General features: G+C 43.5%; 5 protein-coding genes. All 5 read left to right on the forward strand.

The annotated features are described in order from the left end of the window. The first annotated feature begins 37 nt into the window (after positions 1-37). From V6R96_RS05620 to V6R96_RS05640, 5 genes are read left to right on the forward strand one after another with little or no spacing between them, the layout of a single operon-like run. Positions 38-7039: an SDR family NAD(P)-dependent oxidoreductase gene (locus V6R96_RS05620; RefSeq protein ID WP_336378258.1), complete on the forward strand. Its 7002-nt coding sequence runs from the start codon at positions 38-40 to the stop codon at positions 7037-7039. Positions 7040-7058: 19 nt separating this feature from the next. Beyond that, the gene (locus V6R96_RS05625; RefSeq protein ID WP_336378259.1) at positions 7059-11291 is read left to right on the forward strand and encodes a beta-ketoacyl synthase N-terminal-like domain-containing protein; all 4233 of its coding nucleotides are present in this window, start codon (positions 7059-7061) and stop codon (positions 11289-11291) included. Next, positions 11279-11578 (forward strand): acyl carrier protein, encoded by a 300-nt coding sequence (locus tag V6R96_RS05630; protein WP_034728171.1) that lies wholly within the window; start codon positions 11279-11281, stop codon positions 11576-11578. The genes V6R96_RS05625 and V6R96_RS05630 overlap by 13 nt, the downstream gene beginning before the upstream one ends. Next, entirely contained in the window at positions 11569-12363 is a 795-nt protein-coding gene (locus V6R96_RS05635) for an alpha/beta hydrolase (protein WP_336378260.1), read from the forward strand. The genes V6R96_RS05630 and V6R96_RS05635 overlap by 10 nt, the downstream gene beginning before the upstream one ends. Beyond that, positions 12356-14761 (forward strand): nucleotide disphospho-sugar-binding domain-containing protein, encoded by a 2406-nt coding sequence (locus V6R96_RS05640; RefSeq protein WP_336378261.1) that lies wholly within the window; start codon positions 12356-12358, stop codon positions 14759-14761. The genes V6R96_RS05635 and V6R96_RS05640 overlap by 8 nt, the downstream gene beginning before the upstream one ends.

Consider the following 14761-nt stretch of genomic DNA (forward strand, 5'->3'; position numbering starts at 1 on the left):
ATAATTTCCCAGTTATTATCTCAATATCATGAATGCAATGAAAAACTTAACCATTATTGGTGTAACGCCTTTTGAAAAGCCGGATGTTAATCTTATGCTGAAATTGCATGAGGCAGGTGCGTTTCCCGTCTTAAGCTTAGGACATGATTCAAAAGCAGCTCAGGAAGCGCTGAATCAAATGAACCAGACAGATATACCTTCTTATGGGATCTATCTGCCGAACGACAAATTTATATCCCTTCAGATTCCCGAAAAAGTTAGGTTGGCCATCCTTCCGTCCGGTATTTTAATGAACCTTATACCGGATCTTCCCGTCATTTATCAGGTGACCAGTTTAGATGAAGCCAGGTTGGCCGAACAGTCTGGTGCCGAAGGGATTATTATCAAAGGCAATGAAGCAGGTGGCCTCGTAGGCTATGAGTCTACATTTGTATTATTTCAGCGTGTCATCAAAGAAATTAATTCTGTTCCCGTTTGGATGCATGGAGGAGTAGGGATTCATACAGCTTCTGCTGCCAAAGCACTGGGAGCAGCAGGTGTTGTACTGGATAGTCAGCTAGCATTATTCCCCGAAAGTTCCGTTCCTCAGGAGATCAAAGACCTTTCCTCAAAACTGAATGGTACTGAAACTAAAATAATAGCGAATCACCGGATATTGGTGAGACCCAACTCACCTGCGCTACCGGAAGATATCACGGCTGATGAGCTTAGACAATATTTTACTGATCTTGACCTAAACAACAGCTATATTCCTATGGGCCAGGATATTTCATTGGCAATAGATCTGTATGAAGATTTCAAAACCCTAAAAAAAATGGTTTTTGGATTCAGAGAAGCCATGTATGGTCATTTGAAGCAGGCTAAAGCACTTAAAGTGATCAGTGAGAATAATATAATGGCTCAAAAGCTGGGATTGCGTTACCCTATCGCACAGGGACCAATGACCCGTGTCAGCGATGTTCCGTTATTTGCCAATGCAGTAGCAGATGCAGGCGCTTTGCCTTTTGTCGCTTTATCATTGTTGAAAGGTGAGCAGGCGAAAGCTTTGGTGATGGAAACCAAAAAACTGGCTGGTGAAAAAACGTGGGGTGTAGGTATTCTTGGATTTGCCCCTCAGGAATTGAGAGAAGAGCAGACTGCTTATATATTGGAAGCGAAACCTCCCGTAGTCCTTATTGCCGGAGGAAGACCTGCACAGGCTAAGGTATTTGAAAAGGCGGGAATTACAACTTTCCTTCACGTTCCTTCTCCTGCATTGCTGGATATTTTCCTGAAAGAAGGTGCTACCAATTTTATCTTTGAAGGCCGTGAATGCGGTGGTCATGTAGGTCCGCTTTCCAGCATGGTGCTTTGGGAAAAACAGATTGAACGTATTTTAAAAGAAGAACATCCTGAAAATATCAGCGTATTTTTTGCGGGCGGAATTCATAATGCATTTTCAACAGCATTCGTTTCTATCATGGCAGCTCCGTTAGCAGCAAGAGGCGTAAAGGTTGGAGTACTGATCGGAACAGCCTATCTCTATACGGAAGAAGCTGTACGTACCGGAGCTATTCAGGAAGAATTCCAGGTGCAGGCTATGCAGGCAAAAGACACAGTTTTACTGGAAACAGCACCGGGACACGAAACACGTTGTTTAAATACAGCTTTTGCTAAACATTTCAGCACCGAGAAAATTAAACTTCTGGCAGCCGGAATGGATAAAAAAGAAATTTGGGAACAGCTTGAAAAACTAAATGTGGGCCGGCTTAGAATTGCTGCAAAAGGAATTGACCGTCAGGGAGACAAGTTGGTTAATGTTCCTAAAAACGAGCAGCTGGATCTTGGAATGTACATGATCGGTCAGGTGGCCACGATGCAAAACCGGGTGATTTCCCTTGCATCCCTTCATCAGAATGTAAGTATTGATAACTATAAATACATTGAAGAGGCGGCTTTACCGGAACAGCCGGTATCCTCAGAAAAACCTCTGGATGTAGCGATTGTCGGGATGGAATGTGTTTTCCCGGGCGCTAAAAACCTTGAAGAGTACTGGCGAAACATCATTTTAGGAAGAGACAGTGTTACAGAAGTTCCTGATGAGCGCTGGAACAAAGAATTGTATTATCATCCGGATTCAGACGGACCGGATGTATCTCATTCCAAATGGGGAGGATTTATTCCGAAAATTGATTTTGATCCTTTGGCCTTCGGAATTCCTCCACAATCCCTTGCTGCCATTGAACCCACACAGCTGTTGACCTTATTGGTTGCCAAACGTGCGATGGAAGATGCAGGTTATGGAGAAAAACACATCAACAGAGAAAATATTTCTGTTATTATAGGCGCTGAAGGCGGTAATGATCTCGCCAACAGCTATAGTTTCAGAGGATACTATAAACAGGTTTTCGGAGAACTTCATGAAGAAGTGAAGCAGGCATTTCCCCATACGACGGAAGATTCATTTCCTGGTATTTTGGCTAATGTGATCGCAGGGAGAATTACAAACCGTCTGGATCTGGGGGGAAGAAATTTCACGGTAGATGCGGCGTGTGCTTCTTCTCTGGCAGCTATTGATCTGGCCTGTCAGGAACTTGTATTAGGCAAATCCGATATGGTGCTTGCCGGAGGAGCAGATTTACATAACGGGATCAATGATTATCTTATGTTTTCAAGCACTCATGCACTTTCCAGAAAAGGAAGATGCTCGACATTTGACGGAGAAGCCGACGGAATTGCCCTTGGAGAAGGAGTGGCAATACTAGTCTTAAAAAGATACGAAGATGCTGTTAGAGATGGTGACCGTATTTATTCTGTGATCAAAGGAGTAGGAGGATCAAGTGACGGAAAAGCGTTAGGTCTTACAGCCCCGAGAAAAATAGGACAGGTACGGGCGTTGGAACGCGCGTACACCCAGGCAGGAATCAGTCCTGCGTCAGTTGGTTTAGTGGAAGCCCATGGAACCGGAACTGTAGTAGGAGATAAAACCGAATTGAGTGCACTCACGAATTTATTCAGCCGTTCAGGAGCCATACCGGGACAGACTCACTTAGGCTCCGTAAAAACGCAGATCGGGCATACCAAATGTGCGGCAGGATTAGCCGGACTGATCAAAGCTTCACTGGCGGTATACCACGGCGTAAAACCACCAACACTTCATTTACAGCAGCCTAATGCTTATTATAATGCCCAAACCAGCCCTTTTGCTTTTTATGCAGAAAGTGGTTTATGGGGAGAGAAAAACCGTTATGCAGGGATCAGTGCTTTTGGATTTGGGGGAACCAATTTCCATACGGTCATTGCCAACCATCCTAAGGAAGACGATTCTGCTGTATTGCAATCGTGGCCGTCAGAATTATTTGTATTCCGTGGGGATACGTATGAGGATGCGAAAATTCAATTGTCACAGATTAAATCTTTATTAGAGGTTAACGGTGATATTCCATTAAAAGATATGGCTTACAGCTTGGCAGTAGGCTCAGAAAAACCAATTCAGTTAACCATCGTTGCTGATACCGCCGAACATTTGATGATGAACATCGAACTGGCACTATCCGGCATTGAAAGTAAAGACACTTTCACGGTGAATAAACGTGACGGTAAAGTAGCTTTTCTTTTCCCCGGACAGGGCAGTCAGAGAATCAATATGGCCCGCGATCTGTTCGTCGCTTTTCCGGCCATGCGTAACCTGATTGAAGAATATCCTGAATTGGAGAAAGTAGTTTTCCCTTCAGCAACGTTTGATGAAGCTGCCTTAAAACAACAGAAAGAAACCATTAAAGATACCCGCGTGGCACAACCTATCTTAGGAATGGTTGACCTGGCTTTAGCTAACTTCCTGAAATCACTGGACATCGTTCCGGATATGGTGGCAGGTCACAGTTATGGTGAATTACCAGCTTTATGTTTTGCTGGAGTTTTTGAAGAAGAAAAACTGGTTGATCTAAGTATTCAAAGGGCTCATGCCATTCTGGATTCAGTAGAAGGAGGTGATCCGGGAACTATGATTGCGGTAAGCGCAACAAGAGAACAGTTACAACCGGTATTAGACAAAACAGAAGGTTGCTATCCGGTTAATTATAATGCTCCGACCCAATGTGTAGTGGCGGGAAGTACGCCGGCCATCAATAAATTAATGGAAACCCTAAAACAGGAACGCATCTCTGCAAAGAAATTAGAAGTAGCGTGTGCATTCCACAGTCCGTTATTGGCCAAGTCTAAAGGCTTATATGATGAGGTTTTAAAAGACGTTCCTTTCCATGAAATGCAGATTCCGGTTTGGTCGAATACAACTGCGGAAACCTATCCAACAAGTCCATCGGAAATCAAAGAAAGACTCACGGATCATTTGGTAAAGCCGGTAAGATTTGTAGAGGAACTTCAGGCGATGTATGAAGACGGAGCCAGAATATTCATCGAAGTAGGCCCTGGAAAAGTTCTTTCCGGACTGACTAAATCCTGCCTGGAAAAAGATCAGCTGATCCTGTATGTAGAAGACAGTAACCGAAATAAACTGAGCCATCTTCTTTCCATGCTGGCACAATATCTGGGAACAGGCCGAAGCTTCAGCATTGAAAAACTTTTCGACGGCCGTAATGCCAGACTGATTCAGATAGACCAGCCTGAACTGTATAAGAAAAATCCAGCCATCTGGCGTGTGAACGGACAAATGGCGCATCCAACCACAGGTAATCTGCCGGCTAACGGTGCATTACCGATATTAAATCCTATTCCCATGAACAATTTTACGAATAACCAACCAGCCCCTGTAGCCGAATCTCAGCCTGCTGCTGAACGTATGCTTCAGGAATATTTAAATACCATGAAACAGCTGATTCAGGCACAGCGTGATGTGATGCTTTCCTTCTTGGGACAGAATCCACAAGTCAGCCCTGCACCTGTTTATGCTGCGCCGGTACAAGCACCTGTGAACGATCGTTTGGTGACGATTCCTGCACAGCCGGTCCATGTAGAAAAGCCAGCTGCTGTTGCGGTAAAACAGGCTCCGGTAAAAGATATTAAAACCCTGTTGCTACAGGTGGTCAGCGATAAAACAGGATATCCACACGAAATGCTCGGTATGGAAATGGACCTGGAAGCAGATTTGAGTATTGACTCTATCAAAAGGGTAGAAATCATCGGAACGCTTCGCAGTGAGTTGGGAGCGCTTACATCAGGTAATGCCGATGAAGATACGGTCATGGAAAAATTAGCATCGATCAAAACGTTAAGCGGTCTGGTTTCCTGGTTGACAGAATTAACTGGAACTCCAACAGCTGCTCCTGAAAAAAACGGAACTGCAGTAACACCAGCAGCAGGTGTAGAAAGTAAATCAGCATTCTCTCTTGAAGAGCTTCAAAATATAATTCTGGATATTGTCAGTGAGAAAACAGGTTATCCAAAGGAAATGCTTGGATTGGATCTTGACCTTGAAGCAGATTTGAGCATTGACTCTATTAAAAGAATGGAAATTATCGGAGACCTTAAAACCAAAATAGGTTTCGGTCAGGATATGGACCAGGCGGATGATCTGATGGAAAAGCTGGCTGCCATTAAAACATTAAAAGGACTGGCCTCATGGATCAGCGAAATGAGTGGAAATACCGATGCTGATGCTGAACCTGCTCAGAATTTATTGTCACGTCTTCGTTTTGACCTGACTCCAACCGATGTTTCTATAGAACAGAATACAGAAATCATAAAGGGAAAATGTTTTGCAATCACTCAGGACAACAGTCCGCAAACGAGGGCGATCAAAAACACCCTTGAAAAATATGGCGCTATTGCAGAATTGGTGGATACGGAAAGGGATCTTAAAGATTTTGACGGACTCATCATTCTGGATCTGTTCTCCTCAACCGTAAAACACAGCATCATTGATCACGTAGATCAGATCAAGAAACTGGATCTTGATAAAGCCAAATGGGTGTATCTGATTTCAGATATTCCGGCCCATATTCAGGAACTGACCGATACCCGTCTTTTGCGTCATTACAAAGGCTATCCGGGACTTTTCAAAAGTTTAGCGAGAGAATTTGAACAGACTTCATGCAGGCTGATCAGTCTGAGCACGCCACAGGAAGTTGATCAGATTACAGAGATCGCTTTAAAAGAAATATTAACCACAGATAAACCTTCCGAAGTCGTTTACAAACACGACCAAAGGCATAAAATAGAGATCATCCCTTCTCCATTGTCTACAAGCCTTGAAGAAGCGCATATCCAGCTGGATCAGGAATCTGTAGTCTTGGTACTTGGAGGCGGACAGGGAATCACTTCTGAATTGGTGAAGCATATGTCCGGAGCATATCCTTGTACTTATATTCTTGTAGGAAGATCAGCAGATCCCAGGGATGTCATAGCAGACCTTAAAGAAGTGGAAGCCATGAAAACCAAGGAAGAAATAAGAAGCTATCTTATTAAAACCGGAAAATTCACTTCTCCTTCCGAAATAGAAAAAGAGACCGTAAGAATTTTTAAAAACAATCAGATCCTGCGTACCATCCGTGATATGGAGCAGATAGGAAATACCGTATTGTATCAGTCCTTAGATCTTTGTGATGAAGAGGGATTATCAGATCTGATCAAAAATATTTACGAAAAATACAACCGTTTGGACGGCGTTATTCATGGGGCAGGTCTTTTGGAAGACAAACTGTTCAGACAGAAAACCTCCAGCTCATTTGAACGTGTCTTTGATACGAAAGTAAAACCTCTTCGTGTATTGGCAGAAGAACTTCGAGCTGACTGTCAGTTTGTAGTGCTTTTCTCAAGCATCGCTTCAGTATACGGGAACAAAGGGCAGACAGATTATGCTGCGGCCAACTCTGTACTGGATGATTATGCGAAAGCTTTAAACAAAAAATTAAAAGGAAAAGTAATCTCCATCAACTGGGGGCCATGGAAAGGAGCCGGAATGGTTTCATCGACTCTGGAAACAGAATATGAACGCCGCGGTATTTCTTTAATTCCATTGGATCAGGGGAAAGAAATTTTCCTTAATGAGATCAAATACGGAACCGAAAGTCAAGTATTGATCATGTCTGGAAACAACTGGTAAACCTCTGTATACGATAACTATGAAAAAAACAGATGTTGCTGTTATTGGCTTATCCTGTGTCTTTCCCGGGGCACAGGATGCCCATACTTTTTGGGAGAATATTGTCAATAAGGTAGATTCCACCCAATCGGCTCCGGCTGATAGGATTGATCCTGTACACTTCAGTGATGCTACCAGTCCTGTCGACAGATTTTACTGTCAGCGCGGTGGATTTATTTCAGATTATGAATTTGATCCTACGGCTTTTGGAATTCTTCCATTGGCAGTAGAAGGCACCGAGCCGGATCATTTATTAACCCTTGATCTGGTGCAGAAAGCGTTGGAAGATGCCGGTGTATTTCAAAAGGGAACATCTCTTGAAAAAACAGGAATCATTATCGGTAAAGGAAACTATACCGGTCCCGGCGCAACGCGTGCCATTGAAATTGTGCGTACGGGAGAACAGATTTCTTCGCTGTTGCAGGAATTGCTGCCTCAGGTATCTTCAGCGGATATTGAAAAGGTAAAGCATGCTTTCCAGGAGCGAAAAGGCCGTTTTGCCGCAGATACAGCCATGGGATTGATTCCCAATCTGGTAGCCTCTTTAGTGGCGAATCGTTTCAATCTGGGAGGTGCTGCATTCACCGTAGATGCTGCCTGTGCCAGTGCCCTGATTGCGGTAGATCACGCCGTTCAGGAACTGAACCGTGGCCGTTGTGATATGGTCATTGCGGGAGGTGTGCATACCGGACAGAATGCTGCTTTCTGGAGCATTTTTGCCCAGTTGGGAGCTTTGTCTCATCAACAGCAGATCAAGCCGTTCAGTATGGATGCAGACGGTTTATTAATTGGTGAAGGCTGTGGTTTCGTCGTGTTAAAACGAATGGAAGACGCGGTCCGCGATCAGGATAAAATCTACGCCGTGATCAAAGGTGTTGGAGTAAGCAGCGATGGGAATGGAACCAGCGTGATGAGCCCGTCCGTTAAAGGTCAGCTTAAAGCTTTACAACAGGCTTGGATCAATGCAGATCTGGACGAAAAGCAGATCGGTTATCTGGAAGCCCACGGAACAGGGACACCGCTTGGAGATAAAACAGAACTTCAGACCCTGGCTCAGTTCTTTACTAAAGAAGAAACAACGCAGGCTGTAGGAATCGGTTCCGTTAAATCCAATATCGGACATGCTATGCCGGCTGCCGGGATCGCAGGTTTAATCAAGACCTGTCTGGCGCTTCATCATGATACGCTACCGCCTACGTTATATTGCGAAAATCCAATTGCAGATATGGAGCAGACGCGTTTTGCTCCGGTACAGGAACCAAAAAGCTGGTCAAAAACAGGCTTGCCGAAAGTAGCGGCAGTCAATGCCTTCGGATTTGGAGGGATCAATGCACACGTCGTTTTGGAAGGCTATGATATGCCGAAAAAGGACCGTGTTTTAGTATTGGCAAGACCTACCCATGAAGAACTGCTTTCAGCTTTAAAAAACAACGACAACAGAGTAGGAGAAGGGGATTACCGGATTGCTTTATTCGACCCGACCCCTGAAAGAATAGAAAAAGCGACTAAAATTGTAGCTAAAAATAATCCATGGCGCAATAAACAGGATATCTGGTACACCAACATCCCTTTACTGAAAGATGGAGGTAAAATCGCTTTCGTATTTCCGGGTCTGGATGGCCTTGCAAAAGGAGAAGTGGACAGTGTGAGCCGTTATTTTGGATTAACCGAACCTATCGAAACAGAAGGGGAAGGTTTATTAAGCGATGCATTGGGAATTTTCAACAAATGCAGCATCCTTGATAACGCCCTGAAAAAACTGGGAATTGTTCCGGATATGAACGCGGGACACAGCCTGGGAGAATGGCTGGCTGGATATTCCTCTGAACTGGCAGAAGTGAATTCTGTTAAAGCTTTGATTGATGTTCTGAATCCGGAAACCTTTGAATTAAAAGATTCCAGATTCATTGCGATCGGAGCGGGGATTGATGCGGTGAAGCCTTTTATAGATGCTATTCCCAATCTTTATATTTCCAATGATAACTGCCCCAATCAGGTGATTCTTTGTGGTAGTAATGCTGCTCTGGATGAGCTGGTTCCATTGTTAAAATCAAAACAGATCTTTCATCAGATCCTGCCGTTCCAGTCCGGTTTTCACTCACCGTTTATCGCTGATAAACTGGATGTGATCTTAGCAGGAATGGAAAAAGCGCAGTTTCAACAGACGAAAATCCCGTTGTGGTCTGCAACGACTTTAGAACCGTATCCTGCCGATCAGGATGCGATCAGAAAACTAAGCGCAGAGCATTTGGTGCAGCCGGTCCGTTTCCGTGAACTGACGGATAAACTGTATGAAGAAGGCGCAAAATTCTTTATTCAGATTGGTACCGGAGGACTGATCGGGTTTATTGATGATACTTTGAAAGGAAAAGCATTCAGTACGATTGCTTCCAGCGTGGCTACAAGATCTGCCCTGGCTCAGCTGCAACGTGTGGTAGCCGCATTATTTGTGGAAGGTAAAACCGTAGCATTGGACTTTTTAGAAGTACAGAATCAATCTAAAAAATCATCAGGAAAGGGAATCAAATTACAGTTAGGTTCGCCGATTATTCGTGATTTTAAAGAAATTCAAAATCTGGCGCAGTCTTTTGAAATGCCGAAACAAAATACGGTTTCAGCAGCGGTAGCTAAGACAGGTCATCCTCTGGTTCAGGCTTTCCAGGAAAACATCACCGATATGATCCGGATGCAGGAAGAAGTATTGACGCTGTTTCAAAACCGCCCGGAAATTACAATCCCAAGACCTGTGGTTTCTAAAGTACCTGCCAGTAAGAATTTCTCGAAACTTCTGTATGTCACTTTAGACACGCATCCTTACCTCATCGATCACAGTTTATTGAGACAGCCGAAAGGATGGACCAATGTCTCTGATATGGAACCGGTGATCCCGATGACCATGATTTTTGAGCAGTTAGCAGAAATAGCACAGGCTGAAATACCGGGAACCCGCGTTCATAAAATCATGAATGTAAGTGTGTTTCAATGGATGAATGTGGCCAAACCTTTTGAAAAAACAGTCAAAGGAGAATGGCGTTCCAATAACCATGCCTACCTTGATATCGAGAACTTCGCCAATGCCGAAGTTTTACTGGCTTCATCTGCACCTGCTGTTCCGGCCTTTAACCTGTCGATCGGGGATCTTCTGCCAATCGAAAGAACACCTGAAGAAATCTATGACAAACATATGTTCCATGGAGAACTCTACCAGGGAATTACAGAGGTTTCAGCAGTAGGAACGAAAGGAATTGTAGGAAAAATTAAAGGAAACGGAGGAAAAGGATCTTTACTGGATAATGCCGGACAATTATTCGGATTGTGGCTGCAGCTTACCCTGACCAAAGACCGTATTGCTTTCCCTGTGAAAATCAGAGATATTGAATTCTTCGGAGATATGGAAGATCAGGACGGCCTTTTTGAATGTACCTGTATCCTTACCGAACTCAATGAAGAATTTGCCATTGCCGATATTATCCTGAAAAGAGACGGAAAAGTATGGTGCGCGATTACAGGCTGGCAAAACCGACGTCTGGAAATCGATGAACCGCTGTGGAATGTCTCCATGTCGCCTTTGCACAACCGTCTTTCGGAGGAAATAGCTCCTGAAGTATTTTTCTTCCACCAGGCGTATACGAGAGTGGCTTCTTGGGATTTTATTCTCAAAAGATATTTCAACCAAACGGAAAAACAATATCATCAGCAATTGTTTCCCAACAAACGAAAAGAATGGATGGTGAGCCGTGTAGCGGTAAAGGATGCCGTTCGCAATCTTCTCCGTGAAAAGAAAAACCATCCTTGTTTCCCCATCACTTTTGAAATAAGAAAGGATGAAGTTGGAAAACCTTATCTGATAGGCGATGTCACAGAAGATATCCATATTTCTTTAGCCCATAAAGAAAAGGATGCGGTAGGTATTGCACGTCAGGGTGGTCCGGTAGGAATCGACATGGAGATCATGGAAGAACGGAGCTCCGGATTTTATGACCTGGTATTTACCGGTCACGAATTAACCTTATTAAAAGACAGAGATCAGGCGGAATGGACCACCAAATTCTGGGTAGCCAAAGAAGCCTACGGAAAGTTTCTGGGAACCGGACTGAAAGGAAATCCAAAAGCCTTTGAAATCACACATATCGAAGGGGACCATTTATGGATCAGCCAAACTGAAATAAAAACTATTAAACATAAAAAATATATTATCGGATGGACACTATAAACAACACATTAAAATTGAATCACGAAGAATTGTTCACACTTTTAAAAGGTTTTATTACAGAAGTGATAGGTGCCGAATTTGTAGAGGAAATGGATATCACTCCGGACAGTTCATTCACGAAAGATCTGGAAATGGACAGCATAGAGATCGTTTCTTTTTCGGAGAAGATCAAAGCGCATTTCGGAGATCAGATTGACTTCACGGGATGGCTGTCTTCTATGGACTTAGACGAACTGATCAACCTTGACCTCCGTATGATCATCAATTATATCTACGAATGCCAATAATCAATGTAAACCATAAACAGGTTCATATTCAGGAACTCAACAAAGGGGCTGAACAGACAGTGGTGCTTATCCACGGGATGTTCAGCAACCTCTCCATTTATTATTTCAATATTGCCCCGATTCTGGCGAAACATTTCCATGTCGTGATGTATGATCTGAAAAGCCATGGCATGAGTGAGCGTTTTACAGACGGCTACGATCTGGAAAGTATGTCATCCGATGTATTGGCTCTGATGGATGTTTTAAACCTTAAAAAAGTACATCTGGCCGGATACAGTTTCGGAGGACTTATCGCTTTGAAAACAGCATTGAGAGCGCCGGAACGTGTCAGTCAGCTGGTCGTTATAGAAGCACCGGACCCTCAGGATGAAAAGGCCCGTAACATCATCGATGAGTATAGTAAAGAATTCCTCGAACATTATGTGGCCAATTTTACGGATACCACCAAAGTTCAGATGGGTAAAAGGCAGATGGAGAAAAACCACCGGATGTATGAATTCCTGTTTGAAAAGACCAGCATCAAAGCAGATATGATCAGGGAAAAACATTTTCTGGGGGAAGCTGATTTCTCAGAACTGAATATCCCCACACTTTTGCTTTACGGATCTGAATCGAACTGTAAACCTACAGGGGAATGGCTGAAAACGCAGATCATTTCATCTGAACTGGAACTGATTCCCGGTGATCACAATGTCCCGATACAGGAACCCGTTCAGATCGCAGAATCGATGGTTCATTTTTTATCTCAATCATTATCTAACGCATTAACACAAAATCATGGCTAAATTTGTATTTGTTGTTCCACCATTGACAGGCCATGTCAATCCAACCTTAAGCATCGGCGCAGAATTACTGCAAAGAGGACATGAAGTGGCCTGGATCAGTCTTGATAAAAATTTAAGTTCAAAGCTTCCTGCCGGGGGAGAACTTTTGCTCATTCAATATGACCAGACCGACGAGGAAAAAAGAGAAAGTGAGAGCTATCTTGATATTATTTCTAAAAAAGTAGTCTACGGTATCGACAGTATCAAGTTTCTTTATGATGACGTATTGATTCCCTTAAACAGACATTGCTACAATGGGATCGTTACCTTACTAAAACAATATCAACCCGCTATGGTGATTGGGGATCATCAGTTATTTGCGGCCGCTATTGCTGCTAAAAAACTGAATTTTCCCTACAGCACATCCGTTACCGCTCCGGCTGCCATTAAAATGATGGACGAGCTGCCTAAAGTACACGAATGGGAAGTGAATAAGATCATTGAACTGCAGAAAGAACTGGGTATAACGGAAAACCGTTCATTAGCTTCTTCCGATCTGTTGACGCTTGTTTTAACTTCAAAATATTTCTTTGGTGAAATGGATCTGCCGGAAAACTATCAGTTCCCAGGTCCTGTTCTTACGGAACGTAGAATTTCATGTGAATTTGACTGGGACAGATTGAAAAGCAGTACTCACAAAAAGATCTTAGTAAGCATCGGAACGACTTTCGATCATGATCATAAAAAAGCGTTCTTCCAAAAAGTGGTAGATGCCTTTAAAGATGAAGATCTGACCGTGGTATTGGTTTCTGATCCGCAGCTTTTTGACAGCTGGCCGGAGAACTTTATGGTTTATCATCAGGTTCCTCAACTGGATCTGCTGCCTCATCTGGATGGAGTCGTTTGTCACGGAGGTCACAATACCGTTTCAGAAGCCCTTTCCAATGGTCTTCCGTTGGTTGTGATCCCGATTGCGTATGATCAGTCTCATGTGGCAGGTCGTGTAGTGCGTACCGGAGCAGGAGAGCGTCTTAATTTTAACAGATTTAAATCCCATCACTTAAACGAAGCCGTGAAAAATATCTTGCATCATTCAGAGTATACAGAAGCTGCTGAAACGGTTCGTGAATCTTTCACCGAAGCCGGAGGTACAGCCACTGCAGCCAGTTTGCTTGAAAAAGCATTAATCCCTGCTGATGAAACCATAAAGCCGGGGTCTAAATTTTTATTTGTGATCCCACCGTTTTTTGGACATATCAGCCCGACCTTAAGTGTAGGAGCTAGTTTGATCGCTCGTGGACATGAAGTAAAATGGTTTGGAATTACTCCTTTAGATAACAAACACATTCCTGAAGGAGGAAGTTATTTTTATCCTGAAGAAGATTTGAGTCCGTTTCAGGAAGATATTCAGCGTATTTTAAAGAGGCAGGATGACGGTCCGGCATGTTCAGGACCTGAAGTGATGAAACTCGCACTGGAAGAAACCTATGTTCCGTTTGCCAAGATGATGATGCCCGGATTGGAGCGTCTGATGGAAAGCTGGAAACCGGATGTTCTGGTGAATGACTGCATCACTTTCGGAGGAGCTCTTTTTGCTCATAAACATCATATTCCGTGCGTAACGACTACACCTGTTCCTCCTGATGTAATGGGAGATACGGCGAATAATGCCCCAAAAATATTCGAATGGCAGCAAAACCTGATCAAAGATCTTCAAAAAGAAGTGGGAATTGATGATGAAGGGATTTTTATCCATTCCAATAAGTTAAATCTGGTATTCACCTCACAGACGTTTGCAGATTTTGAAACTGTTCCTTCTCATATGAGATTTGTAGGTCCCGTAAAAGGACGTCCGAATCCAGCTTCATTTGACTGGGAAAAGCTGGGAGCATCTACAACACCGAAAATATTTGTATCACTTGGAACACTGTTGGTAGATATCCGGAAAGCCTTTTTTGAAAAAGTGATTGCCGCGTTTGCAGATCAGCCTGTAACGGTGATTGCAGCCACTCCGCCGGACATATTTGATGAATGGCCTTCTAATTTTATTGTGAACGGCTTTGTCCCTCAATCTGCATTGATGCCTCATATGGATGTGGTAATCTGTCACGGAGGTTTTAATACCGTAAATGATACCTTCACCAACGGATTACCTATGTTGATTACGCCTATTGCTTACGACCATTTTCATATTGCCAAATTAATAGAAAAGGCTGGTTGTGGAATCAGCATCCGATACAAGCGATTGCGTGTTGAAGCTCTTCGTGAAACCGTTTTTGAACTGCTGGAAAATCCTGCCTACAGAAACGCAGCGAAGGAGGTTCAGACGAACTTACTGAATGCCGGCGGCAATGACCGTGCGGTAGAGCTTCTGGAAGATTTTGTACAGCAACATCGTTCAACATTAGTTACAGTATAG

The sequence above is a fragment of the Chryseobacterium sp. CCNWLW53 genome (genome assembly GCF_037083525.1).
GTDB classification, from domain to species: domain Bacteria; phylum Bacteroidota; class Bacteroidia; order Flavobacteriales; family Weeksellaceae; genus Chryseobacterium; species Chryseobacterium lathyri.